The 24,871-nt window shown below is 68.3% G+C and carries 19 protein-coding genes; 9 read left to right on the forward strand and 10 right to left on the reverse strand.

From position 1 onward, the window contains the following. Positions 1-5 precede the first annotated feature (5 nt). Complete coding sequence (locus FHU13_RS02270; protein WP_183434218.1) at positions 6-557, reverse strand: CinA family protein; 552 nt, start codon at positions 555-557, stop codon at positions 6-8. Beyond that, a complete protein-coding gene (locus tag FHU13_RS02275) occupies positions 554-1,888 on the reverse strand; it encodes a bifunctional 2-C-methyl-D-erythritol 4-phosphate cytidylyltransferase/2-C-methyl-D-erythritol 2,4-cyclodiphosphate synthase (RefSeq protein ID WP_183434219.1) in 1,335 nt (444 codons plus the stop codon). Before FHU13_RS02275 ends, FHU13_RS02270 begins: the two co-directional genes overlap by 4 nt. 128 nt (positions 1,889-2,016) lie before the next feature. On the opposite strand from FHU13_RS02275, the gene dusB reads away from it, so the two are divergent. The 8 genes from dusB to hflX all read left to right on the forward strand — a co-directional run bounded on the left by dusB (position 2,017) and on the right by hflX (position 13,587). Next, on the forward strand, positions 2,017-3,045 hold the full coding sequence (dusB, locus tag FHU13_RS02280; RefSeq protein ID WP_183434220.1) for a tRNA dihydrouridine synthase DusB: 1,029 nt from the start codon (positions 2,017-2,019) through the stop codon (positions 3,043-3,045). After that, the gene (locus FHU13_RS02285; protein WP_183434221.1) at positions 3,045-4,178 is read left to right on the forward strand and encodes a nitrogen regulation protein NR(II); all 1,134 of its coding nucleotides are present in this window, start codon (positions 3,045-3,047) and stop codon (positions 4,176-4,178) included. Before dusB ends, FHU13_RS02285 begins: the two co-directional genes overlap by 1 nt. Positions 4,179-4,188: 10 nt before the next feature. After that, on the forward strand, positions 4,189-5,658 hold the full coding sequence (gene ntrC, locus FHU13_RS02290) for a nitrogen regulation protein NR(I) (RefSeq protein ID WP_183434222.1): 1,470 nt from the start codon (positions 4,189-4,191) through the stop codon (positions 5,656-5,658). Between the two features lie 308 nt (positions 5,659-5,966). Beyond that, positions 5,967-7,604, forward strand: coding sequence for a DEAD/DEAH box helicase (locus FHU13_RS02295; protein ID WP_183434223.1), 1,638 nt, complete (start codon positions 5,967-5,969; stop codon positions 7,602-7,604). A 165-nt stretch (positions 7,605-7,769) separates the two neighbouring features. Next, positions 7,770-10,169, forward strand: coding sequence for a sensor histidine kinase (locus FHU13_RS02300; protein WP_183434224.1), 2,400 nt, complete (start codon positions 7,770-7,772; stop codon positions 10,167-10,169). Beyond that, positions 10,166-11,536 (forward strand): sigma-54-dependent transcriptional regulator, encoded by a 1,371-nt coding sequence (locus FHU13_RS02305; RefSeq protein ID WP_017486084.1) that lies wholly within the window; start codon positions 10,166-10,168, stop codon positions 11,534-11,536. Before FHU13_RS02300 ends, FHU13_RS02305 begins: the two co-directional genes overlap by 4 nt. 227 nt (positions 11,537-11,763) lie before the next feature. Beyond that, positions 11,764-12,018: an RNA chaperone Hfq gene (gene hfq, locus FHU13_RS02310; protein WP_003600267.1), complete on the forward strand. Its 255-nt coding sequence runs from the start codon at positions 11,764-11,766 to the stop codon at positions 12,016-12,018. A gap of 153 nt (positions 12,019-12,171) precedes the next feature. Further along, complete coding sequence (gene hflX, locus FHU13_RS02315) at positions 12,172-13,587, forward strand: GTPase HflX (protein ID WP_183434225.1); 1,416 nt, start codon at positions 12,172-12,174, stop codon at positions 13,585-13,587. Positions 13,588-13,902: 315 nt separating this feature from the next. Here the strand turns inward: hflX and FHU13_RS02320 are convergent, their stop codons facing one another. The 8 genes from FHU13_RS02320 to FHU13_RS02355 all read right to left on the reverse strand — a co-directional run bounded on the left by FHU13_RS02320 (position 13,903) and on the right by FHU13_RS02355 (position 23,662). Beyond that, complete coding sequence (locus FHU13_RS02320; protein WP_183434226.1) at positions 13,903-15,471, reverse strand: SulP family inorganic anion transporter; 1,569 nt, start codon at positions 15,469-15,471, stop codon at positions 13,903-13,905. 9 nt (positions 15,472-15,480) lie between these two features. Next, positions 15,481-16,188: a carbonic anhydrase gene (locus tag FHU13_RS02325; RefSeq protein WP_183434227.1), complete on the reverse strand. Its 708-nt coding sequence runs from the start codon at positions 16,186-16,188 to the stop codon at positions 15,481-15,483. 299 nt (positions 16,189-16,487) lie between these two features. Then, a complete protein-coding gene (locus tag FHU13_RS02330) occupies positions 16,488-16,793 on the reverse strand; it encodes a hypothetical protein (RefSeq protein WP_210287413.1) in 306 nt (101 codons plus the stop codon). Between the two features lie 613 nt (positions 16,794-17,406). Beyond that, a complete protein-coding gene (locus FHU13_RS02335; protein WP_183434303.1) occupies positions 17,407-17,793 on the reverse strand; it encodes a DUF305 domain-containing protein in 387 nt (128 codons plus the stop codon). A 28-nt stretch (positions 17,794-17,821) separates the two neighbouring features. Then, positions 17,822-18,199 (reverse strand): hypothetical protein, encoded by a 378-nt coding sequence (locus FHU13_RS02340; protein WP_183434229.1) that lies wholly within the window; start codon positions 18,197-18,199, stop codon positions 17,822-17,824. 25 nt (positions 18,200-18,224) lie between these two features. Continuing rightward, entirely contained in the window at positions 18,225-21,401 is a 3,177-nt protein-coding gene (locus FHU13_RS02345) for an efflux RND transporter permease subunit (RefSeq protein ID WP_183434230.1), read from the reverse strand. Between the two features lie 13 nt (positions 21,402-21,414). Continuing rightward, the gene (locus FHU13_RS02350) at positions 21,415-23,130 is read right to left on the reverse strand and encodes an efflux RND transporter periplasmic adaptor subunit (RefSeq protein WP_183434231.1); all 1,716 of its coding nucleotides are present in this window, start codon (positions 23,128-23,130) and stop codon (positions 21,415-21,417) included. 70 nt (positions 23,131-23,200) lie between these two features. Further along, the gene (locus FHU13_RS02355) at positions 23,201-23,662 is read right to left on the reverse strand and encodes a hypothetical protein (protein ID WP_183434232.1); all 462 of its coding nucleotides are present in this window, start codon (positions 23,660-23,662) and stop codon (positions 23,201-23,203) included. A gap of 606 nt (positions 23,663-24,268) precedes the next feature. Here FHU13_RS02355 and FHU13_RS02360 point away from each other — a divergent pair. Continuing rightward, entirely contained in the window at positions 24,269-24,751 is a 483-nt protein-coding gene (locus FHU13_RS02360; RefSeq protein WP_183434233.1) for a MucR family transcriptional regulator, read from the forward strand. Positions 24,752-24,871 lie beyond the last annotated feature (120 nt).

Genomic DNA, 24,871 nt, shown 5'->3' on the forward strand with positions numbered 1-24,871 from the left:
TGGCCCTATCCGGGGATGTCGCGGTGCTGGATCGCTTCGCCATTCGGCTCGCGATGACTGCGGAGACCAACCGCCTCCTCCAGCAACTCCACAGCTTGAGCTACCGAAAGGCGGCGGATCTCCGTCCGGCCCGGATCGCCGAAGCGCCGCTCGACGTGGCGGGTGGCTCCGCCCTTCGCCGCAAGCCCGAAATGCACCAGCCCGATCGGCTTGGCGTCGCTGCCGCCGCCCGGCCCTGCAATGCCGGTAATCGAGACCGTAACGTCGGCCCGTGACGCCTTGAGCGCGCCCTCCGCCATGGCGCGGGCCACAGGCTCGCTCACTGCGCCGTGCGCCGTGATGAGGTCTATCGGTACGCCGATCGACTCGACCTTCGCCTCGTTGGAGTAGGTCACGAAACCCCGCTCCACCACCGCGGAGGAGCCGGCTACCGCCGTGAGCAATCCGGCGACAAGACCGCCGCTGCAGGACTCGGCCGTCGCAATTTTAAGGCCCGCCGCCGCGTAGGCCCGCACCAGCACCTCGGCGCGGGCGAGCAGGGCGGCGTCGGCGATCACGAGCGGCGCTCGTTGGTCTCCGCCTCGGTCTCCAGCTCCGCACAGACCTCCGGCAGGCGCACCGTGGCGGCGGCCTGGGCGGCAAGCCCCTCGGCGCGGCCGACGAAGCCGAGTTTTTCCGTCGTCGTCGCCTTGATCGACACCGAGGAGAGCGGCACGCCAGCCACCTCGGCGATGCGCTGGCGGATCGCTTCGCGATGCGCACCGATGCGGGGCGCCTCCGCCAGCACGGTCACGTCGAGGTGGTCGATCTTGCCGCCGCGCGCCCGTACCAGCTCGCAGGCATGGGCCAGGAACTGGTCGGAGGCCGCCCCGCGCCACTTCTCGTCGGAGGGCGGGAAATGGGTGCCGATATCGCCGTCGGCGATGGCGCCGAGCAGCGCGTCGGTGAGCGCGTGCAGGGCCACGTCGCCGTCGGAATGGGCGAGCACGCCCCGGTCGGCGGGGATCTTCACGCCGCCGAGCCAGACATGGTCGCCCTCCGTGAAGGCGTGGACGTCGAAGCCGGTGCCGAGGCGGGTCACGTAAGTGGTCATGGGGTCATCAGATATCGCGGGTGCCGTGGCAGAGAAAGCCCGGTCGGAAAATGCCCGATCGGCCTCGACCAAGTCCGCGGCCTGGGTGATCTTGCGGTTTCGCGCGTCGCCCTCGAACACCACGACCGGCAGTCCGGCCCATTCGGCGAGCGCTCCGTCGTCGGTGAAGCCGTCGCGTCCTTCGGCCAACGCCCGGCGATGGGCGTCGAGGAGCAGACCGAAGCGGAAGCTCTGCGGCGTCTGCACCGCGCGGAGATTTTCGCGGGCCGGGGTCTCCTGAACGCGGCCGATGCCCGGCGCGATCTCCTCCACGAGCTTGATCGTATCGGAGACCGCGACGCCCGGCACCGATGCGCCGTGCTGGCTCCCCGCCGCGATTGCGCGGGCGATGAGCGCCTCATCCACGAAGGGCCGCGCCGCATCGTGGACGAGTACGAGGTCGGGTCCGCCTACGCGCGCGAGCCCTTCGAGTCCGGCCGCCACCGATTGCTGGCGTGTCGCCCCGCCCGGCACCGGTTCGGCGAGCTTCTCACGAAGAGCCGGTTCGAGGTCGGCGAGGCATTCGCGGTAGAAGTCCTGCGCGTCCGGCGCAATCACTGGCTGGATCCGGGCGATGCGTGGGGAGGCCGCCAGCGCCGCCAGCGTCCGCGTTAGGACCGCGCGACCGCCGACGCGGCGATACTGCTTCGGCAGGTCACCACCGACGCGCAGGCCCTTCCCGGCCGCCACGACGACCGCCGCCACCGTGTCATCCCCGGAGCCACTCGCATGCGGCCACGCGGCTTCATCGGACATGCTGGGGCCTCGAACAGAAATCATCTGGGGATGGATGGGGGTCGACGCGTCCTTATGCGTCAAGAAGCGCGAAGGCAAACGCCGAAGACGCTTGCGTCTGCCCGGCATTTGGCTATTTCTTGTGCACAATGACACCTGATCATTATTTAAGCGCGCTGCGCGGGGCTGACGACCGGGGGGGCGAAAGCCCACCCGTACTGCTGGCGCCGCTGTCGGGAGTCACCGACCTCCATATGCGCCGCCTCACGCAGCAGCTGGGCGCGAGTGCCGTCGTTTCCGAGATGGTTGCGGCGGCCGAACTTGCGAAGGGCGACGCCGAATCGCAGGTCCGGGCCGACGGCGCAGGCGTGAACCCGCACGTGGTGCAGCTCGCCGGCTGCGCGCCCGAGCCGATGGCGCAGGCCGCTCGCATCGCCGTGGCGAACGGCGCGGACGCCATCGACATCAACATGGGCTGCCCGGCCAAGACCGTGACCGGCGGCGAATCCGGCTCGGCCCTGATGCGTGACCTCGACCACGCCACACGCTTGCTCGGGGCGGTGCGCGGGGCGGTGGATGTGCCGGTCACCGTGAAGATGCGGCTCGGCTGGGATCACGCGAGCCTCAATGCCGCCGAACTTGCGCGTCGCGCCGAAACGCTCGGGTTGAACGGGGTGACCGTCCACGGTCGTACCCGGCAGCAATTCTACAAGGGCCAGGCCGATTGGTCGGCGATCCGGCCGGTGGCCGAAGCGGTGCGCATTCCCGTTATCGCAAATGGTGACGTGACGAGCCTGGACGAGGCCCGCGCCTGCCTCGCGCAATCCGGTGCAGCGGGCGTGATGGTTGGGCGCGCGGCGGTCGGCCGTCCCTGGCTCGTCGGCGAGATCGCCGCCGGGCTCGCCGGGCGCGCGGCCGTGCCGCTCACGGCCGAGCAGCGCGCGGCGATCGCCGCCGAGCATTACGAGGGGCTGATCGCGCTCTACGGCGCGGCGATGGGCGTGCGCCATGCCCGCAAGCATCTGGCGGCCTACGCCGATGAGGCCGGTGGATTGAGACCGGATGACCGGCGCCGCCTCGTCACCACTCACGACTCCGCGGAGGCGCTGCGTCTCCTGCGGCGTGCCTTTCTCGAACCGGCCGGGGCGGCGAAGACACCCCTCGGCGAGGCGGCCTGATGCCCTTCTCCGACGAGCCCGCTCCAGAATCGCTGCCGCCGGCCGAGGCGGTGCTGAATTCGCTGCCGCTGCCGGTTCTCACCATCGGGCCGGACGAGCGAATCCTAAGGGTCAATCACGCAGCCGAACTGTTCTTCGACGCCTCCGCCCGGCTGATGCTGCGGGGACGGCTTCGCGACATCATCCCATTCTCCTCGCCGATCATCGCGCTCGTCGCCGAGGTGCGCCGCCGCCGCTCCTCCGTGTCCGAATACCGAGTCGAGCTGGTCCAGCCGCGCTCGGGGCAGGAGCGCAGCGTCGATGTCTTCGCCACGCCGCTTCGCGATGAGGATGACTCCGTGGTGCTGATGCTCCAAGAGCGCACCATCGCCGACAAGATGAACCGCCAGCTCACCCATCGCGGCGCCGCCCGCTCGATGATCGCGCTCGGCGCCATGCTCGCCCACGAGATCAAGAACCCGCTCGCCGGCATCCGCGGTGCGGCACAACTCCTCGAACAGGAGCGCGACGAAGAGGATCGCCTCCTCACCCGACTCATCTGCGACGAGTCGGACCGGATCGTGCGTATCGTCGAGCGCATGGAGCTGTTCGGCGACGAGCGACCGGTGGAGCGCGGTCCCGTCAACGTCCACGGCGTGCTCGATCAGGTGAAGCGCTCCGCGCAGTCCGGCTTTGCCCGCCATATCCGCTTCGTCGAGAACTACGACCCCTCACTGCCGCCCGTCCTCGGCAACCGTGACCAGCTGATCCAGGTGATCCTGAACCTCGTGAAGAACGCGGCCGAGGCGATCGGCACGGACACGGTCGAGGGCGAGATCACCCTCTCCACCGCCTTCCGCACGGGACTACGCCTTCAGATCCCCGGCTCGCGCGAGCGCGTCAGCCTGCCCATCGAGGTGGCGGTACGCGACAACGGGCCGGGCATCCCGCCCGACATGCTGTCCGACCTGTTCGACCCCTTCGTCACCACGAAGGTGCAGGGATCCGGCCTCGGACTTGCATTGGTGGCCAAGATCGTCGGCGATCATGGGGGCATCGTCGAATGCGATCCCGTTCCCCGCCGCACCGCCTTCCGGATCCTGCTCCCCATGTCGAGCGCCCGCGACGGGCGTGAATCGGCTGCGGAGCGCTGAGTCGAGAGCCATGCCCAACGGCCACATCATCGTCGCGGACGACGACGCCGCGATCCGCACCGTGCTGAACCAGGCCCTCTCCCGGGCCGGCTACGAGGTACGCACGACCTCGAATTGCTCGACGCTCTGGCGCTGGGTCGCTCAGGGCGAGGGCGACCTCGTCATCACCGACGTGATGATGCCCGACGAGAACGTGTTCGACCTCTTGCCGCGCATCAAGCGTGTGCGGCCGGAACTGCCGATCATCGTCATGAGCGCGCAGAACACCTTCATGACCGCGATCCGCGCGTCGGAACGCGGCGCCTACGAGTACCTGCCCAAGCCCTTCGACCTGAAGGAGCTGACGGCGATCGTCGGCCGCGCGCTCTCCCGTCCCCGCGGCACGCCCGCGCCCGGTGCCGGGCCGGAGAACGAGGACATCCCGCTGGTCGGACGCTCGCCCGCCATGCAGGAGATCTACCGGGCGCTCGCCCGCCTGATGCCGACCGACCTCACCGTGATGATCACGGGCGAGTCCGGCACCGGCAAGGAGCTGGTGGCCCGCGCGCTGCACGATTACGGTCGTCGCCGCACCGGGCCGTTCGTGCCCGTGAACATGGCGGCGATTCCCCGCGACCTGATCGAATCGGAGCTGTTCGGCCACGAGAAGGGCGCCTTTACCGGTGCGCTCTCCCGCTCGGCCGGCCGTTTCGAGCAGGCGGAGGGCGGCACGCTGTTCCTCGACGAGATCGGCGACATGCCGATGGAGGCGCAGACCCGGCTGCTGCGCGTGCTTCAGCAGGGCGAGTACACCACGGTCGGTGGGCGCGTACCGATCAAGACCAACGTTCGCATTATCGCTGCGACCAACAAGGATCTGCGCGTCTCGATCCAGCAGGGCATCTTCCGCGAGGACCTGTTCTTCCGCCTGAACGTGGTGCCCTTGCGTCTGCCGGCCCTGCGCGAGCGCTCGGAGGACGTGCCGGACCTGATCCGCCACTTCTTCGTGCTGGTCGAGCGCGAGGGCCTTACGCGAAAAACCCTCGACGCCGACGCCATGGAGCGGCTGAAACGCTACCGCTGGCCCGGCAACGTGCGCGAACTCGAAAATCTCGTTCGCCGTCTCGCCGCCCTCTACCCGCAGGAGACGATCACCGGACCGGTGATCGAGGCGGAACTCGACACCCTGCCGCTCGCCCAGCCCACCGCCATCAACGGCAGCGGCGCGGCGCGCAAGAATGGGGCCTCCGATAGCGAGACGCTATCCGGCGCGGTCGAGCGGCACCTCGCCGACTATTTTTCCGGTTACCGCGACACGCTGCCTCCACCCGGCCTCTATCACCGCATCCTGCGCGAGATCGAAGGGCCGCTGATCGGCGCGGCGCTCGCCGCCACCCGCGGCAACCAGATCCGTGCGGCGGAACTGCTGGGGGTCAACCGCAACACCCTGCGCAAGAAGGTGCGGGATCTCGATCTGCAGGTGTTTCGCACTTCGCGGTGAAGCCCCCCGTCCGGCATTGACGACTCCCAACGAACCGATCCTTCACAGTCGTTCCGGGGCCGCGCAGCGGAACCCGGAACCCACCCGTGATGCAACGCCGAAGCCGGGCATCGGGGCCGGTGATGGATTGCACGCGTCCGGCGCGCCCCTTCGGGTCCGGGTTCGCTGATCAGCGACCCGGAATGACGCGCCGTAACAGGGTGATGGGTCTCTTGGATATCGTGAGCACCGAGCTCGCGATCACTCTGAGCCCCATGCGCCGCGTTTCTCCTCTGTTCTCCACGGCCGCGCTTCGTTAAAGGCGCGCCATGCTGCGCCTCCGTGAGTACCAGCGTGCCGCCCTCGACGCGCTTGATCGGCATTGGGACCAGGGCGGCGGCCCCGGCCTCGTCGTGCTGCCGACCGGCGCGGGAAAGGCGCTCGTCATCGCTGCCCTGATCCGCGAATGGTTGGCGCGGGCGCCGAGCGCACGGATTTGCGTCCTGACCCATGTCCGTGAACTCGTGGTGCAGAACCACGGCGAGCTGCTGGCCTACTGGCCCGACGCGCCCGCCGGCATCTTCTCGGCCGGCGTCGGGCGGCGCGAGGCCGACGCACAGGTCACCTTCTGCTCGATCCAGTCGGTGCGCGACCGGGCCGAGATGTTCGGCGCCGTCGACCTCGTCGTCGTCGACGAGGCCCATCTCGTGCCTCGCGCGAGCGAGACCGGCTACGGCCGATTCCTCGCTTCAGCGAGGGCCGGCAACCCGGCTCTCAAGGTCGCGGGCTTCACCGCCACGCCTTACCGCCTGGATTCGGGCCGGCTCGACGAGGGCCCGGGCAGGGTGTTCGAGCGCATCGTCCACGAGTCGCTGGTCGGCGACTTGATCCAACAGGGTTTCCTCGCGCCCCTCGTCTGCAAGGCGACCGCCCTCGCCCTCGACGTGTCGGGGGTACCCAAGCGCGGCGGCGACTACATCCCTTCGGCACTGGAAGCGGCGGTCAATCGCGAGTGGATCACCCGCGCCGCCGTCGAGGAGATGGTCGGCTACGGGCGCGAGCGGCGGGCATGGCTCGCCTTCTGCGCCGGGCTCGCCCACGCGGCCTCCGTGCGCGACGCGATCCGGGCGGAAGGGATCTCCTGCGAGACGGTGACCGGCGAGATGGGAAAGCGCGAGCGTGACCGCATCGTGCGCGACTTCCGCGAGGGCAAAATCCGCTGCCTCGTCTCGGTCGGCGTGCTCTCCACGGGCTTCAATGTGCCGGAAGTCGATCTCATCGCTCTGCTGCGCCCGACTCAATCGGCCGGGCTCTACGTGCAGCAGGTCGGCCGGGCCCTGCGCCGGGCACCGGGCAAGGCGGACGCGATCGTGCTCGATTATGCGGGGCTGGTGCGGATGCACGGCCCCGTCGATGCGGTGAGCGCCCGAAGCGTGGCGCTCGGGCCGGCAGCCCCGGGGCTTGCGCGGGCGAAGCCCTGCCCAGGCTGCGGCGCGTTGATCGCGTTGAATGCCAGCACTTGCGAGGTCTGCTGGGTCGAACCGGAGGCGGAGGATGAGGAGGTGCCCCACGCCGCCAGCGCCGAGGACGCCCTGCCGATCCTGTCCGAGTCAATCTCGCCCTGGCGCGAGGTGACTGGCTGGTGCCTCGATCGCGGCCCGGGCGGCTCCGGACCAGATCGGCTCGAAGTGGCCCTGCGCTGGCGGGGTGGCGGTTGCCGGGTCGAAGTCTGCCTGGAACATTCGGGTCATTCCCGCGAGAAGGCGGTGCTGTGGTGGCGTGCCTTCGGCGGCGCCGAACCTGTGCCGATGTCCGTCGCAGCGGCTCTGGAGCGAGCCGACGAGCTGGAGCGGCCGGAAAGCCTGAAGATTGATGCCGCGGGTCGCCTCTCCGAGAGTGTGACGGTGCGTTTTTCCGACGGCCGCCGCTTCCGCGACCTGCGCCGTTGGGGCACGCTGGCCGCCTGATCGGGACTTCCGAAGCATCGTCCCGAGAGGCGGCCACGGGCCTTCGGAAACGGCGATGCAAAAACAAGAGGCGAGATCATCGTCCTGGATCCGATTTCAAGGATGATGATCTCGCCGGCCTGATTCGTATTAATTTCGCCACACTGTTGTGGCCCCGCATCAGCAATGCCGCTTCTGTCGCGACGTTCTCAAAAGGTGCCGACCGATGCCCCGTCCGTGGAGGACGGAGCGGAAGCGGTGGTGCGCCGGTTCGACTCGCCCCCGCGGGGGCCGGGGTGGATCGGAGCGGCCGTGGTGCTCACGGCGCTGATCTCCGCCTCGGTCACCTTCCTCATCCTGGCGGGCATCATCCAGATCACGCGGACGCCGACCACAGGCGTCGCGCTTCTCTCGGTCAATGCGGCTCTGGTCCTCGCCCTCGTGGTGGTGATCGCCTGGGAGGCGCGCGTCTTCCTGCATGCCCGCCGCACCCACGCCTCGGTGGCGCGGCTGCACACCCGCATCGTCGGCCTGTTCAGCCTGATCGCGATCCTGCCGACGATCCTGCTCGCCATCGTCGCCTCGGTGACGATCGATGTCGGCCTGTCGCTGGGATTCACCGACCGGGTCCGCGACGTGGTGCTGAAATCCGTGCAGGTCGCGGACGCCTACCAGGAGAACCACTGCCAGTCGCTCGCGCGCGAGATCCGCATTTTCGCCGACGACCTAACCCGCGCACGGCCGAACTTCGACGTGAACCGCGATTGGTTCGAGAACTTCATGACGACCCGCGCGCAGGCGCTCGGCCTGCCGATCGTCAAGATCATGCGCGGGCCGAACGAGGTGGTGGCGCGCGCCAACATCGACGTGCTCAAGCAGACGCGGCTGCCCTCGGCGGCGGCCTTCGAGGATGCGGCGAAGTCGAGCGATCCGATCTGCCTGCTGCCGAACGAGGGCCGGGTCTTCGCCGCGCTGATGCGGATGCCGGCCTACGACAACGCCGTGCTGCTGGTGCAGCGCGAGGTGAGCCAGCTCGCCATCGACTTCCCCGGCGTCGCCCGCGCGGCGGCGGCCGAGTACCTGACCTACGACGAGCTGCGCCGCTATGTGCAGATCGCCTTCGCCTCGGTCTTCATCCTGATCGCGCTGATCACGCTGCTCTCGGCGGTCTGGTTCGGGCTGAACTTCGCCAACCGCTTCGTCGCCCCGATCCGCCGGCTCATCAACGCCGCCGACGAGGTCGCCGCCGGCAACTTTTACGCCCGCGTGCCGGCCCGCAAGTCGGATGGTGACCTCGCCCATCTCGGCGAGAGCTTCAACACGATGACGCAGGAGTTGCGCCGCCAGCACGACGGATTGCGGGCGGCCAGCGAACTGATCGACCGCCGTCGCCGCTTCACCGAGGCCGTCCTCTCGGGTGTGTCGCCTGGCGTGCTCGGCGTCGATGCCGACGGGGTCATCACCATCGCCAATCCGGGCGCGGAGCGCACTCTCGGGCTCACGGCCAAGGAGCTGGTCGGCCAGCCCCTGACGAGCGTCGTACCGGAGATCGCCGCCTTGTTCCCCGAGGCCGAGGGTCGACAGCGCGCCCTGCAGCAGCAGATCCAGCTCGTGCGCGGCGGGCGAGAGCGTACCATCGCCGTGCGGGTCACCAGCGAGCAGGCGCAGGGCGAGGCGCGGGGTTACGTGGTGACGCTCGATGACATCACCGATCTGGTTACGGCGCAGCGCACCTCCGCCTGGGCCGACGTGGCCCGCCGCATCGCCCACGAGATCAAGAATCCGCTGACTCCGATCCAGCTCTCGGCCGAGCGTATCCGCCGCAAGTACGGAAAAGTGATCACCACCGATAAGGAGGTGTTCGAGCAGTGCACCGCCACGATCGTGCGCCAAGTGGACGAGATCAAGCGGATGGTGGACGAGTTCTCCTCCTTCGCCCGGATGCCCAAACCGGCCATCACGCAGCAGGATCTTGCCGAGATCGCGCGTCAGAACCTGTTCATGCTGCGCATGGCCCATCCGGACTTGGATTTCCCCTTCGAGACGGTCGGCGCAGACGAGAAAGGACGCGTCATCGCGGCTTTCGACGTGCGGCTGTTCTCTCAGGCGCTCACGAACATTCTCAAGAACGCTGTCGAGGCGGTTCAGGCCGTGCCCGAGGCAGTGCTGACGGCGGACGGAGGACAGGGCCGGGTCGCGCTCAAGCTGGTCGTCGAGGATGCCTTCGTGGTGATCGAAGTCACCGACAACGGAAAAGGCTTTCCGGCAGAGGGGCGCCAGCGCCTGCTCGAACCCTATATGACGACCCGCGAGGGCGGGACCGGCCTCGGACTCGCGATCGTCTCCAAGGTGCTCGAGGAGCATGGCGGGGGGATCGAGCTGAACGACAACCCGGAGGGGCGCGGCGGCCAAGTCCGCATGCGGCTGCCGCGGGAAGTCGGGCGGCAGGACGGACAGAATTCCGGGACCGGCGCGGGAGGGGAGCGGGGTCGCTCCGCGGCGCCGGACGCGCGTGACGGGACAAAGATGGACAAGAACACGGAGGACGCCATGGAAGCGCGACGCGTCGCGGAGATGCAGCCATGAGCGCCGACATTCTGATCGTCGACGACGAGGCCGACATCCGCGATCTCGTCGCGGGCATCCTGGACGACGAGGGGCACCGAACCCGCACGGCGGCGGGCTCCGACGAGGCGCTGGCGGCGATCGAGTCGCGCCGGCCCCACCTCGTCTTCCTCGACATCTGGCTCCAGGGGTCACGCCTCGACGGGTTGCAGGTGCTCGACCTGATCAAGGCGGGCCATCCCGACCTGCCGGTGGTGATGATCTCGGGCCACGGCAACATCGAGACTGCAGTCGCGGCGATCAAATCGGGCGCCTACGACTTCATCGAGAAGCCGTTCAAGGCCGACCGCCTGATCCTCGTGGCCGAGCGAGCACTTGAAGCCTCGCGCCTTAAGCGCGAGGTGCGCGACCTCAAGGTCCGCTCAGGGCAGGCGAGCCGCATCGTCGGCGCCTCGGTGGCGGTCAACCAGTTGCGCCAGACCATCGAGCGCGTGGCGCCGACCAATGCCCGCGTGATGATCTCGGGCGCGCCGGGCGCCGGCAAGGAACTCTCGGCGCGCACCCTGCACGCCGCCTCCTCGCGGGCGAGCGGTCCCTTCGTCGTCATCAACGCGGCCACCATCACGCCCGAGACGATGGAGGCCGAGCTGTTCGGCGTCGAGGGCGGCGAGGGCCGGGTGCGGCGCGTCGGCGCCCTGGAGGAGGCCCATGGCGGCTCCCTCTACATCGACGAAGTCGCCGATATGCCGAAAGAAACGCAGAGCCGGATCCTGCGCGTCCTGGTCGATCAGAACTTCCAGCGCGTCGGCGGCACCGCACGGGTGCATGTGGACGTGCGCATCATCTCGTCGTCCTCGCGAGACTTGACGGAAGAAATCGCAGCGGGCCGCTTCCGCGAGGATCTGTTCCACCGTCTTTCGGTGGTGCCGATCCGGATTCCCTCGCTCGCCGAGCGGCGCGAGGACGTGCCGGAGCTGATCACCTTCTTCATGGAGCAGATCTCGGCCGCCACCGGCCTGCCGCGGCGGCGCATCGCCGAGGACGCGATGGCGGTGCTGCAGTCCCACGACTGGCCCGGCAACGTGCGTCAGCTGCGCAACAACGTCGAGCGGCTGATGATCCTGACCCAGAGCGATCCGGAGCAGGAGGTCACGTCCGAGATGCTGCCGACCGAGATCGGCGCGCTGGTGCCGACGACGCCGACGGGCGCGGGCGGCGAGAAGCTGATGAGCCTCGCGCTGCGCGAGGCCCGCGAGATCTTCGAGCGGGAATACCTCATCGCGCAGATCGCGCGCTTCTCCGGCAACATCTCCCGCACCGCCGAATTCATCGGCATGGAGCGCTCGGCCCTGCACCGGAAGCTGAAGTCTCTCGGCATCGGCCCGTGACGCGGGCCGCCGCCGGTTCACGCGGAAGAATCGGCGGCGGGTGCGGTTGCAAGGGGTGGATATTGACGCTCTGCGCCGCGGGGGACCTCTTGCATCGCGGCAAGCTTCGCCCTGTAATGGAAACGCCCGGCAGAGCGGTCCCAACACGAGAGAGTCGCCTGTCCGCGACTCAAGGCACGGGACCCCATTGAGCCGTGGTTGCGGTCTCGAAACAAGGATAACAAGAAATGGCGGGCGAGCGCGCTCAGAACCTCCAGGACACGTTCCTGAACCATGTCCGCAAAAACAAGATCCCGCTGACGATCTTCCTCGTCAATGGTGTCAAGCTTCAAGGTGTCGTGACCTGGTTCGACAACTTCTGCGTCCTGCTCCGGCGCGACGGGCACTCGCAGCTCGTCTACAAGCACGCGATCTCGACGATCATGCCCGGCCATCCGGTGCAACTGTTCGAGCCGGACGAGACGGCGCCCGAGAAGGCCTGATCGTCTTCTGTTTCTGAAGCGCTCTCCCGCGCCGGACCTGCCTCCAATTGGGGCCAGAGCGTTTGGCGCGACGATTTCCGTCATTTGCGGGAGCCGGTGGATGCAAAATGGCGTCATCGTTCCGACATAAGGGAGCGATGACACGGAGACGCCATGACTGAAATCCTTCCGCCCGGCGAAGCCCGCCTGCAGGCGAAGGCCGCCCCCGAGGGCGAGATCGCTGCCGCGACCCGCACGCTGGTGCTCGGCCCCTACCTCACCCGCGCCGCCCAGCGTCCTACACCCGGGCAGACGGAGACCGTGCGCTCCGACGAGGCGCGGCTCGACGAGGCGGTGGGCTTGGCGGCTGCGATCGACCTCGACGTGGCCCAGGCGATCTCGGTGCATCTCCAGCGCCCGCGCCCCTCGACCTATCTCGGCAAGGGCCGGGTGGAGGAGATCGCGGGGCTCATCAAGGCTGAGGAGCTCGGCCTCGTGGTGATGGATTGCGCCCTTTCACCGGTGCAGCAGCGCAACCTCGAAAAGGCCTGGGGCGCCAAGGTCATCGACCGGACCGGCCTGATCCTTGAGATCTTCGGGCGGCGCGCTTCGACCCGTGAGGGCACGCTTCAGGTCGAGCACGCCCATCTCGCGTATCAGAAATCCCGCCTCGTGCGGTCCTGGACCCACCTGGAGCGGCAGCGCGGCGGCTTCGGCTTCCTCGGCGGCCCCGGTGAGACCCAGATCGAGGCCGACCGCCGGATGATCCAGGAGCGGATGACCCGGATCGAGCGCGATCTCGAAGCCGTGACGCGCACCCGCGGCCTTCATCGCAAGAGCCGCGCGCGGGTGCCTTATCCGATCGTCGCGCTCGTCGGCTACACCAATGCCGGCAAGTCGACCCTGTTCAACGCCCTGACCAAGGCCGAGGTACGGGCCCAGGATATGCTGTTCGCGACCCTCGACCCGACGGCGCGGGCCACCAAGCTGCCGCACGGCGAGACGGTGATCCTGTCGGATACGGTGGGATTCATCTCGGACCTGCCGACTTCGCTGATCGCCGCCTTCCGCGCCACGCTGGAGGACGTGATCGAGGCCGACATCTTGCTCCACGTGCGCGACGTCTCGCATGGCGACACCCAGGCGCAGGCGGAGGATGTCGAGGGCGTGCTGCGCGAACTCGGGATCAAGCCGGACGCCGAGCGGATCATCGAGGTCTGGAACAAGGCTGACCTTCTGGACGAGGGAGAGCGGACGCGGCTGGTGAACCTCAGCGCCGCCCATCGCGGCGCCGGAGCGGCGCCGATCCTTGTCTCGGCCCTGACAGGGGAGGGGCTGACGGCGCTGACCGAGCGGATCGAGGGTCAGGTGGCGCGAGCACGCTCGACCTTTGCTGTGACGCTTCCGCCGGAAGACGGTGCCGCCCTCAACTGGCTCTACGAGAACGCCGAGGTGCTCGACCGGCAGGCCGAGACCGGCGGTGCGATCGCACTCACCATCCGCATCGCGCCGGAGAAGGAGCCGCGCTTCCTCAACCGGTTCGAGGCGGCCCAGCGCATCGGCGGCCCGGAGGGCTTGCCGGCCGCGTAGGGGTCTCGGATCGTTTCCGGTTGGTCTCTTCGTTACCGCCTTCCCCGTCATCCCGCGGCCGCGCAGCGGAACCCGGGATCCATCCGTGATGCGGCGCCGAAGCCGGGTGTCGAGGCCAGCCATGGATTGCACGCCTCCGGCGCGCCCCTTCGGGTCCGGGTTCGCTTATCAGCGCCCCGGAATGACGGAGATGGGGGCTGAATACTCGCTCATCCTCGGACGCTGCGAAGCGCGAGGATTTCGTGATGGTCAAAGGAAAAGGGCCGGTGCCGCGATCTGCGGCACCGGCCCTTTTCATGTCTCCGCTCCTCCAAGTCAGTCCTTCGGCGCGGCGTGGGCGACCATGGCGAGGCTGTGGTGGAGGCCGCTCGCGCCGCCGCCGACGATCTCGATGCGGGCGCCGGACTTCGCCCGCCGCGTCGCCCATTCCCGGATCATCTCCAGGCAGGTGTGGTCGACGTGGCGCAGTTCCTCCGCTTCGAGGCGGACCGGGGTGCCCTCCGGCGTGCGCTCCAGCGCCGCGTTGAGGTGCGGCAGTTGCAGGAAGGTTGCCGAGCCCGACAGCTTCAGCTCCGGCACTGCCTGGACGGCGCCGGCCTGCACCGTCTGCGCCGCGCCGCCCTCGATCTTGAGCGGACCCCGAATGTAGTGCGGGATCACCTGGGCGAGGCTGAGCGCGAGGCCCGTGAGCACACCGGTCAGGAGGTCGGTGGCGACGACCATCACCATCGTGGCAAGCCAGATCGCGGCGGTGGGCAGGCCGTAGCGCTCGTGCAGGTGGAAGACGTGGGCGGGGCTGACGAGGCGCCAGCCCGTCACCACGAGGATGCCGGCCAACGAGGCGGTCGGCACCACCTTCAGCACCATTGGCAGGACCAGCAGGAAGGCGAGGATCCAGCTGCCGTGCAGGATCGTGGAGGCCCGCGACACCGCACCCGCCTGGACGTTGGCGGAGGAGCGCACGATCACGCCGGTCATCGGCAGGCCGCCGGCCAGGCCGCACAGGATGTTGCCGACGCCCTGCGCACCGAGTTCGCGGTTGTACTGCGTGCGCGGGCCGTCATGCATCCGGTCCACCGCCGCAGCCGAGAGAAGGCTCTCCGCGCTGGCGATCACCGCGAGGGTGATCGCCATCAGGATCATCGCCGGCTCGGTCAGTCGGCTCCAATCGCCCGCGCCGGGCAGGGCAACGGCCGAGAGGATGTTCTCCGGCACCTCGACGCGCTTGACCGCCATGTCGCCGACGACAGCCACGAGGGTGCCCGCCACGACGCCGACCAGGGCGCCCGGGATCAGCTTGAGCTTGAGCTGACGGATCTTCTCCCAGCCCAGCATCGCGACGATCGTGACGAGGCCGACGGTCACGGCCCCGGGGCGGTTGCCGTCAGGGCTGGAGACGAAGTTGAAGAAGGCCCCCGGAATGGCGACGAGGTTGTCGAGGCCGCTGGCCTTGGGCAGCGCGTCGGTCAGCACGTGGATCTGCGCCAGCACGATCAGGATGCCGATGCCGGCGAGCATTCCGTGAACCACCGCCGGCGAGATGGCCCGGAACCAGCCGCCGACCCGCAGCGCCCCGGCCAGGAGCTGAATGGCGCCGGCCGCGACAAGGACCGGTCCGAGAGCGTCGATGCCGTGCTCGCGCACGAACTCGAAGACGATGACGGCGAGACCGGCGGCCGGACCGCTGACCTGAAGCGGCGAACCGGCGAGAAAACCGACGATGATGCCGCCGATCACGCCGGTGATGAGGCCGCGTTCGGCCGGCACGCCGGACGCGATGGCGATCCCCATGCAGAGCGGCATCGCCACGAGGAATACGACGAAGGAGGCCGGGAGATCCCGGCCGAGGGATGATGGCATCAGCCTGGCAAGGGAGCCGAGCATAGCAAACTCCTACTCCGCCGCGATGGCATGGGGCCCGGCGAATTCCGGGGTGGCGATCCGGGCCGCCGAAGCCTGAGCGACGGGGACACTCGCGGCTTCGTCGATGGGGACGAAGCGCCCGCGCTCGCCGCAATAGGCGAGCACCTGGCCGCTCTCTATTTCGAAGAACCAGCCATGAAGGCGCAGCTTGCCGCGGGCCAGCGCCGCCGCCACGCTCGGGTGGGTGCGCAGGTTGTTGAGCTGCACCACGACGTTCTCGAGTGCGAGGGCGCGGTGGCGCTCCTTCGGGTCCATGCCCTCGGGATAGGCTTCACAGACGATCTGGTTCGCCGCATGGCTGTGGCGGAGCCAAGCCGCCACGTTTGGCATGTTGCCCAAGGCCTCGGGGTTCATGAGGCCCTTCATGGCGCCGCAATCGGAATGGCCGCAGATCACGATGTCCCGCACGCCGAGTGCGACGACCGCATATTCGATCGCGGAGGAGACGCCGCCGTTCTGCTGCGAGAAGGGCGGCACGATGTTACCGGCGTTGCGGCACACGAAGAGGTCGCCCGGACCGGATTGCGTGATGTGCTCGGGCGAGACACGGGAATCGGCGCAGGCGATGATGAGTGCCTGCGGCTGCTGACCGTCGCGGACCAGTTGCTGATACATCTGCTGCTGGCCTGGGAAGACCGTTCCCCGGAAGTTCGAAAGACCTTGAATGATGCCGTCCACGGCAAACCTCGCTCTCCGTCGCCACGCGTGAGCAGCCGCGTCGGGACGTGTGAAATGCTGGCTGGATGACAGACGGTGATCCGCCTGCCGGGTCGCGAAGTCCGAGGCGACCGGACGCGGCGAAGCCATTGCCCGTGTCGGGCACAAGACCGCCCGCGCCGCGGCGAGAACCGCGACGGCGTACAAGCCGGTCCGTTGTCGTCCGGAGTGTTCGGCCGCCCCGAAGCAGAGCGACCGACGATGGATGCGGGGAAGTGGCCGGCGGCGCGGGCTGAGAGGCGTCGCCGGCCGGGCTCTGCCTACCGCGCCCGGCGGCGTGGCTCGGTGCCGGCGGACCAGTGCGGCTCGACCGAACCTCGGCGAACGGCTGTGCGGGCGACGCCACCCTTGGCACCAGCATTCTCGCTGAGCATCGGTGCGCCGAGGATCTGGCCCGTCCCCATCCGCTGCGAATGGACCGAGCGGGGGTCGTGATAGGGATCGTCCACGTAGCTGCTCATGAAGGCGCCGCCCGCTTGCTGGCGGCTACCGCTGCCGCCGTCCTGTGCTTGAGCCGCGATCGGCAGCGCAACGGTCATCGCCGCCAGGAAACCAACCATCATCATGCGTTTCACGTCGAAATCCTCTTATAATCCCTGAGTCGCGAACTTTTTTGTCTTATTTCTTGCTGCACAGAGACAGTAATTCCGAGATTTATATTTTGGAAGTGCGTTTTATCACTGAAATATACATAAAATTTAATCCCGGTCAGGCGCCAGCTTAGTGCGCAAGTGCACCTCGCATTCATGAATTCCATGTGGGTAGAGGATGAAAATCGAACTTGTTCCGTCGTGATTTAATCCGTCTACGCGACAACAAAGCGTACTCTCGTCTTGTCGTCGCAAGATGCAGCGGATGCTCGCGGTGCTGGAGAGAGGCTGTGTGCCCGGCGCGATCGATCCCGGTCTGACCGAGCGGCGTCAGAGTTTGACAGCCGGATGCGCAGCGAAGAGCGCGACGAGCATCCGGCGCGCCTGAAGGACAGAGGAAATCAGACTTCGCAAGCGATAGATTGGTAAGTAATAATGTTATTTATCAATAAGTATCGGGGTGGAAATCGCAGAGCAGCGCTTGCCGTCCACTTCGATCTGGCCCGGCTTCAGAAGATCCGTGCCCCGATGAGAGCCGATCGCGCTCGCAAGTGAACAGGCACCGGCCTCCCATCGGTTCGCGGCTGCCTCAGCGGCTCTTCGTGTCCTGCTTGCGCTTCAGGAAGGCTTCCATCTGCGCGATCTCGGTGTCCTGTGCCTTGACGATGTCTTCGGCAAGTTTGCGGACCTCGGGATCCTTTGAATGTTGGAGCGCAATTTTCGCCATTTCGATCGCCCCGCGGTGATGTGGGATCATGCCGCGCATGAAATCGACATCAACATCATTGGTGTAGCGGATCTCCATCTCGCGATGCATGCGGGCATCGGCATCGCGAAAGGCATTCGTCGCCGCGCTGTCGCTCGCCATTGAGTTCGCGTCCAGCCGGCCGTGCCCGTGGTGATGATGTCCATCCCCGCTCTGGGCCGGAGCGGCAAGAAGGGCGAGGAGGAGGGCAGCAGCAAGAGCTTTCATCATCGCGTTCATCCTTGGATCGAAGAGGGCATCAGTCGAAACGGGCACTGGCGGTGAGACCGTCGGGCCCCGTGATACGCACGGCGCCGGTCGGGCGATCTCCCAGGACAGACTCGGCCTTACCGGCAAGTCGGTTGCCCTCGGGACTGAGAGGAATGCGGGCGACCTTCGCGCCGGACTTGAGGATCGCGACGGCCTTGAATCCCTCGACCGGCAGCGACTTGCCGGCGCCGTCACTCAGGTAAACCACGACGGTCTCGGCCCGCGTCACGAGTTCGGCATGCCACGGTCCCGCATCCTCGATGCGGCCGCCGTTGGGACCAGGCGGGTGGTCGTGGTCATGCTGGGCGCTCGCCGGCGCCGCGAACAGGGTCAGCACCAGGGCAGCGCATCGCATCGCGCAACTCATCGGTCGTCTCCTTCAACTCAACGGGTCAAAAAGCCTCGCGCACCGGAGCGGTCAGGCTGTCGGTCGGCGTCGGCGCGTGGAGCCGGGCGAACGCACCGCGCCCGAACATCAGGACCAGGACGGGCGTCAGCACGGCATCGAGCAGCGTTGCGCTCATGAGCCCGCCGAAAATGGTCACCGCCACGGGGTGCAGGATCTCCTTGCCCGGAGCCGTGCCGTCGACGAGGAGCGGTACGAGCGCGATACCGGCCGAGAGCGCCGTCATCAGCACCGGCGTCATCCGCTCGAGGCTCGCCCGCGTCACGAGAGCGGGCCCGAGGGCGAGCCCCTCGTCGCGGGCGAGGTTCAGCATGTGGCTGATCTTGAGGATGCCGTTGCGGGCGACGATGCCGGTGAGCGTGACGAAGCCGATCATCGAGGCGACCGAGAGCGGGAGGCCGGCGAGCCAGAGCCCGAGCACGCTGCCGATCAAGGCCAGTGGCACGTTGGCCATCACGATCAAGGCCAGCGGCACCGAGCGGTAGCGCCCGTGCAGCAGGGCGAAGACGAGAGCGAGCGAGACGAGGCTGAGCGCGCCGATGGTACGCGCGGCCTCGCCTTGTGCCTCGTAGCTGCCCTCCAGCCGGGCGCTCACCCCCTCGGGCAGGCGGGACTCGTCCAGAACGCGGCGGATGCCGGCGACGATCGCCGCCATGTCGGTGCGGCCGTCGGAGTTGGCCTGCACCACGATCCGGCGCCGCCCGTTCTCCCGCAGGATCTGGTTCGGACCATCGGTTTCGCGGATGTCGGCGATCTCGCGGGCCGGCACCCAGCCGGAGGGCGTTTCGATCAGGAGGTCGCCGAGCGCCTGCGGGCTGCGCTGGGCCTCGGGAAGGCGCAAGGTCACGTCGAAGCGGCGCGGCCCATCGGCGATGGTGGAGAGGGTGCGCCCGTTGGCCAGCCGAGCGATGGTCTCGACCACGGTCGAGGGCGAGACGCCGTAGAGCGCGGCGCGGCCGTAATCGATCCGGATGTCGAGCTGCGGGATGCGCACCTGCCGCTCGACCTGAAGGTCGGTGACGCCGGGTACCTTCGCCGCGATCCGCTCCCGGATGGTCTCGGCCGCGGAGCGCAGGGCGTCGAGGTCGTCGCCGAATAGCTTCAGGGCGATTTCGGCGCGCACGCCCGAGAGCATGTGGTCGAGCCGGTGTGAGATCGGCTGGCCGACATTGACCGACACCGGCAGGACCGCGAGCCGTTCGCGGATCTCGGCGATCACCGTTTCGCGCGGCCGGCCGGCCTTCAGCCGCACTTCGAGGTCGGAGGAGTGGACGCCCTCGGCATGCTCGTCGAGTTCGGCGCGGCCGGTGCGGCGCCCGACAGTGGCGACCTCCGGCACGTCGAGGACCAGCCGCTCGGCGACGGCGCCCACCCGGCTGCTCTCTGAGAGCGAGATACCGGGGCGGAAGGTGACGTTGATGGTGAGCGATCCCTCGTTGAAGGCCGGCAGGAAGGCGCGCGGCAGGTGCGCAGCGGCGATTCCTGCCGCGACGACGCCGAGGGCGACGCTCGCGACCAGCACCCGCGGATGGGCGAGGGCGCGCTTCAGCAGCGCCGCATTGCCGGCTTTCAACTGCCGCACCAGGGCCGGCTCGTGCTCGGCGAGGGACTTCATGCCGGGCAGCAGCCAGGAGGCGAGAACGGGCGTCAGCGTGACGGAGACGAGCAGGCTCGCCAGGATCGCGACGATGTAGGCTTGACCCAGCGGCGCGAAGAGCCGCCCCTCGATGCCGGAGAGCGCGAACAGCGGCACGAAGACGAGCACGATGATCGCCGTGGCGTAGACGATGCCGGAGCGCACCTCGCTGGAGGCGGCCACTACCACGTCGAAGACGCTGCGGGGTGAGCCCTCGGCCCGGTTCTCGCGCAGCCGGCGAAAGATGTTCTCGACATCGACCACCGCGTCATCGACCAGTTCGCCGATCGCGATGGCGAGTCCGCCGAGCGTCATGGTGTTGATCGAGAAGCCGAGCGCCCAGAACACCAGGGCCGTAGTCAGGATCGAGACCGGAATCGCGGTGAGCGAGATCAGCGTCGTGCGCGCGTTCATCAGGAAGGCGAATAGCACCACGGCCACCACCGCGACCGCCTCCATCAGCACCCGCTCGACATTGGCAAGCGAGGTCTCGATGAAGTCGGCCTGCCGGAACAGGATCTTTTGGGCGTCCATGCCTTTCGGAAGGGTCGGGGCGATCTCCTTCAGCGCCGCCTCGACGGCCTGCGTCAGGCGCACGGTATCGATGCCGGGCTGCTTCTCGACGGAGAGGATCACCGCAGGCTCGCCGCGATAGCCGCCATCGCCGCGCTTCGGCCGAGCGGCGAACGCGACCTCGGCGATCTGGCGCAGGTAGACCCTGCCCTCGATCGCCGGATTGCCGGTGCCGGGCAGATCGGCCGAAGCGGTCGCGCCCTGGGGACCCGTCGGGATCACGAGATTGCGCAAGTCCTCCAGGCTCAGGGTGCGGCCGATGTTGCGGATCAGGATCTCGCGGGCATTGGCGTCGGCAAACCCGCCGCCGGCATTGGTGCCGAAGCCGGACAGCGCGTTGGCCAGCGCCTCGTTGCTGACGCCGAGCGCCCGCATCGCCGCCGGGTTCGGGCTGACGCGGAACTGGCGCACCTCGCCACCGATGGGAATCACCTGAGCCACGCCCGGTATCGAGAGCAGGCGCGGCCGGAGAATGAAGTCGGCGGTCTCTCGCACCTGCATTGGGCTCGACGTTTCGCCCGTCACCGCGACGAGCAGGATGCCGCCCATGATCGAGGCGATGGGCCCCATCTGCGGCGTAACGCCCGCGGGCAGTTCGGAGCGCACCAGGGCGAGGCGTTCGGCCACGAACTGGCGGTCGCGGTAGAGATCGGTGTCCCAGCCGAACTCGACGGTGACGATGGAGAGCCCCGCGCTCGACACCGAGCGGACGCGGGTGACGCCGGGCAGGCCGTTCATCCGGGTTTCGATCGGGTAGGTGACGAGCTGTTCGACCTCCGGCGGAGCGTAGCCCTCGGCCTCCGTCATCACCGTGACGGTGGGGCGATTGAGGTCGGGCAGGACATCGACGGGCAAGCGCGTCAACGCGAGGCCGCCCGCCAGTACGAGCGCGAGGCAGAGTGCCAGGACCAGCACCCGGTTGAGCAGGGCGGCGCGGACGAGAAGAGCGAACATGGCCCGTCGTCCCTCAGCGGACCTGATCGAGCAGTTCGGCACCCTGGACGACGATGCGCCGGCCGGCGCCGAGGCCGCCTGCCACGATCACCCGCTCGGCATCCAGCGGCTCGACCCGCACGGATCGCGGTTCGTATCGCTCCGCGGAGACGTGCTCGTAGACGACCGCGCCGCCCTCGGTGCGGACAATTCCGGACCGGGGCACGGCCAGGCCCGCCACGCTCTCGCCGGTCGGTGCCAGCACAGTCACGAACTGCCCGAGCCGCACGCCCTCAATGTTCCCCGAGATCGCGAACTGCACCGGCACGGCCTGATTACGGTCGGCGAGGCCGGCACCGCGGAAGGCGAGAGCGAGGGTGCGCCCATCGGGCAGCCGTGCGGTGGCGACCGCGCCGGGCTCCAGGCCGACGAAGCTCAGGGCCTCGATGTAGAGCTTCTCAGGATCGACGACCCGGAACACCATCGTGCCCGGTGACGCCATCTGGCCGGCGACCGCCGCCCGCTCCGCGACGACGCCGTCCACGGGCGCGACCAGTTCCTCCGGCGCGCGGCGGATCGTATCGAGGGCGGCGCGGCGGTCCTTCAGGCCGGCCAGTTCGGCGCGGGCATCCTCCAGCGCCGTCTGTGCCACGGCACCGGTCGAGGCGAGACGCTCGTAACGAGCGACCTTGCGGCCGGTGATGGCAATCTGCTGATCGAGGTCGCCTTGCGTCTGGCGCATGTCGGAAAGGTCAACTGCCTGGACCGGCGGTGTCACGGTGGCGAGCACCTCGCCCTTGCGGACGCGCGCGCCGAGATTCGGGAAGCCGCCGGGCGGGGGAGCCAGGCGTCCGCCGACGGAGGATTGCACCACGCCGCTGGCATTCGGATCGGCGATGACGCGGCCGGGCAGCTCCACCGTGCGGCGATGATCGGCGATACCGGTCAGTCCGGTGCGGAGCGCGAGCAGGCGCTGCACCGATTTCGGAACGAACACCGCGCCATCCGGCAAGCGCCGGGCACGCTCGACGCCCGAAGCCACCGAGGGGGTGAGGGCAACGCCTCGCAACGGTGCGGCCTCCGGCTCAGCGTGAGCGTGGCCTTCATGAGCCAGGGCCGCCGTTCCGAGAAGCAGCGTCACGGTGACGGCGAGCACCGCCAAGGCCGGAAGCGCCCGACGGGAGCGCATCAGCATGATGACAGCGAGCCCGAGCAGGAAGCCGCCCGCGGCGGCACCGACCGGACCCTGATGGGTGAGGTGATGGCGGAGATTGGCGACCCAGGTCGGCGCCGCCGCCGGAACCGCCACGGCCGCGACCGCCGGCTCGGGCAGGTGAAGGTCGAGAGCGAGCACATCCGTGGCGCCGTCGATGCTCACCGTGGCGAGCAGGTCGTGGCGGTGGCCGCGGACGAGCCAGGGCGCCGCGATCTCATAGACGCCGTTGCCGGCGGCCGTCGCCTCCACCGGACCCTCCGGCGTCTCGATCTCAATCGCCGCGCCGTCCACCGGCTCGTTGCTGACGAAGCGATCGAGGTAGAGGCGGACCCGATCCGTTCCGGCCACGGCCACGAGTTCGAACGCGGTCGAGGCCGCTTCGGCACGGGGAGCAGCCTGCGGGGGCGGTGCCTGCACCGCGTCGCCGTGGCTGTGTCCCTCATGGGCCAGGGCTCCCCTGCCTGAGGCCGATGCGGCGGCAAGTGCGAGCGAGACGGCCAGCGCCCGGAGCGCCGCCGCGAGACGGATGGACATGTCGATCGAAACCTTCGCCGGAGAAGCAACGACGTCATCCGGCAGCGAGGCGACCGGATGGGAACGAGCGTCAGGCGAGGCGTCTGGGGGGTTCGATCTGCGCGTCGGGCACGATGCCGGACAGGCGCGGCCCGTCATAGGTGAGCGCGCGGTCGCGCGGAGCAGGCGGAGCCAGTCCGGGAAGCGGTGCGGGCGCGAGCCCGGTTGCACAGCAGGATGACGGCGCGTGCCCGCACGCACCGCCGGCCAGGCAGGCTGGGCAGGCGCAAGCGATTCGGGAGGTATCCATCACCGGAACCGCGTCGGCGCGCGTCATCAAGGACAGACCGGCAGACCGAACGTGGGCACCGACGGCAGCGAAGGACGCGGCGTCGGCCAGAGGCGCGCTGGTCTCGGGCGCGCTGACCACGTGTTCTGCCTGGGCCGCGTGCCCGTGTGCGCCGTGCGCACGTGCGCCGGACGGCATCAGCGCCGCAGTGATCATCACGATCACCGCCGCCAGCCAGAGCGCTATGGGACGAGCGGACTTCATTGCCTCTGACCCCTAGCACGGACGGGTTCTGGCAAACAGAGGTTACAAGTCCTGCCCCGGATGCGTCGCCGACGCCTCACGGCCGCGATGATCGTGAAGGGTGGCGCTTCGACGAAGATCGGCTGGCACTGCAGAGTTCGGCGGTGGACAATGAGTTCCGTCCTCACGCGACAGATTGTCCCCCACAGGTTGTATCGTCCCGATCATCGGCGCCGGATGAGCCGGTGCCGCGATCACTTTCCGGTATATCAGGCAGGTCCGACGGACTGCGCGGCTGGATGCAACGACATCCGGCCCCTTTCGCCTCGCGGATTGCGAGCACGGCGCCAAATGACGTGATCCGTTCGTAACTTGGATCCAATTCCAACGGAGGCCGTGCCGGCCATATCGCTCAAGCCGGCATGGGAAAGGTTTAGCTCTGATACACCTCTGGACCGTGCGAGCTTGGCCTCCACTTAACCTTCTACGCTTCGCCGGCAACGCTGAACTTGAGCGCGCGCCACTCAATACCCACAAGCCTGGCGTAGTTTTTTGAATTCTTCTCTTGCATCGCTGCGCATCACGTATGATCTTGCCGCCCGGGGGCCCTCGGAACGGACACGCAGAATGACGGAAGAAAACCAAAAATCGTTCAACGACTTCGTAGAATTGGCGAGCGACATTGTCTCGTCCTATGTCTCGAATAACTCAGTGCCCGCCTCCGAGCTTCCGGGCCTGATCATCAACGTTCATGCCGCGTTGACCGGCCTCAGCAGCCCCGAGGCCGCTGCCGCTCCTGCCGAGGAAGTGATCGAGAAGCCGTCTTCTGCGCAGATCCGCAAGTCTGTCACCCCGGACGCGATCATCAGCTTCATCGACGGCAAGCCCTACAAGACGCTCAAGCGCCATCTCGGCACTCACGGCCTCGATCCCTACTCGTATCGTCAGCGCTATGGCCTGCCGAACGATTACCCGATGGTCGCCCCGAACTACGCTGCACAGCGCTCCGCGCTGGCCAAGTCGATCGGCCTCGGCCGGCCGGGCGGCCGTGTCGAGGAAGAGGCTCCCGCGCCCGAGCCGAAGTCCCGCTCGCGCCAGAAGGTCGCCTGATCTGACGCTCGCCGCCGCGGCGGAAGGCCGGAACAGTCGTTCGTGAAACCTTTGCCTTCGGCGAGCGTCAACCGCATGATCGAGGTGACGAGCGGTTCCTTCGTTCGCTCCCGGCGGCGA

This window comes from Methylobacterium sp. R2-1, from assembly GCF_014191355.1.
Taxonomy (GTDB): Bacteria; Pseudomonadota; Alphaproteobacteria; order Rhizobiales; family Beijerinckiaceae; genus Methylobacterium.

Bases quoted from the DNA above. Each gene is read 5' to 3' on its own strand.
- FHU13_RS02275 (WP_183434219.1), bottom strand. From the start codon at position 1,888: ATGTCCGATGAAGCCGCGTGGCCGCATGCGAGTGGCTCCGGGGATGAC.
- dusB (WP_183434220.1), top strand. From the start codon at position 2,017: ATGACACCTGATCATTATTTAAGCGCGCTGCGCGGGGCTGACGACCGG.
- FHU13_RS02285 (WP_183434221.1), top strand. From the start codon at position 3,045: ATGCCCTTCTCCGACGAGCCCGCTCCAGAATCGCTGCCGCCGGCCGAG.
- ntrC (WP_183434222.1), top strand. From the start codon at position 4,189: ATGCCCAACGGCCACATCATCGTCGCGGACGACGACGCCGCGATCCGC.
- FHU13_RS02295 (WP_183434223.1), top strand. From the start codon at position 5,967: ATGCTGCGCCTCCGTGAGTACCAGCGTGCCGCCCTCGACGCGCTTGAT.
- FHU13_RS02300 (WP_183434224.1), top strand. From the start codon at position 7,770: ATGCCGCTTCTGTCGCGACGTTCTCAAAAGGTGCCGACCGATGCCCCG.
- FHU13_RS02305 (WP_017486084.1), top strand. From the start codon at position 10,166: ATGAGCGCCGACATTCTGATCGTCGACGACGAGGCCGACATCCGCGAT.
- hfq (WP_003600267.1), top strand. From the start codon at position 11,764: ATGGCGGGCGAGCGCGCTCAGAACCTCCAGGACACGTTCCTGAACCAT.
- hflX (WP_183434225.1), top strand. From the start codon at position 12,172: ATGACTGAAATCCTTCCGCCCGGCGAAGCCCGCCTGCAGGCGAAGGCC.
- FHU13_RS02320 (WP_183434226.1), bottom strand. From the start codon at position 15,471: ATGCTCGGCTCCCTTGCCAGGCTGATGCCATCATCCCTCGGCCGGGAT.
- FHU13_RS02330 (WP_210287413.1), bottom strand. From the start codon at position 16,793: ATGATGATGGTTGGTTTCCTGGCGGCGATGACCGTTGCGCTGCCGATC.
- FHU13_RS02335 (WP_183434303.1), bottom strand. From the start codon at position 17,793: ATGATGAAAGCTCTTGCTGCTGCCCTCCTCCTCGCCCTTCTTGCCGCT.
- FHU13_RS02340 (WP_183434229.1), bottom strand. From the start codon at position 18,199: ATGAGTTGCGCGATGCGATGCGCTGCCCTGGTGCTGACCCTGTTCGCG.
- FHU13_RS02345 (WP_183434230.1), bottom strand. From the start codon at position 21,401: ATGTTCGCTCTTCTCGTCCGCGCCGCCCTGCTCAACCGGGTGCTGGTC.
- FHU13_RS02350 (WP_183434231.1), bottom strand. From the start codon at position 23,130: ATGTCCATCCGTCTCGCGGCGGCGCTCCGGGCGCTGGCCGTCTCGCTC.
- FHU13_RS02355 (WP_183434232.1), bottom strand. From the start codon at position 23,662: ATGAAGTCCGCTCGTCCCATAGCGCTCTGGCTGGCGGCGGTGATCGTG.
- FHU13_RS02360 (WP_183434233.1), top strand. From the start codon at position 24,269: ATGACGGAAGAAAACCAAAAATCGTTCAACGACTTCGTAGAATTGGCG.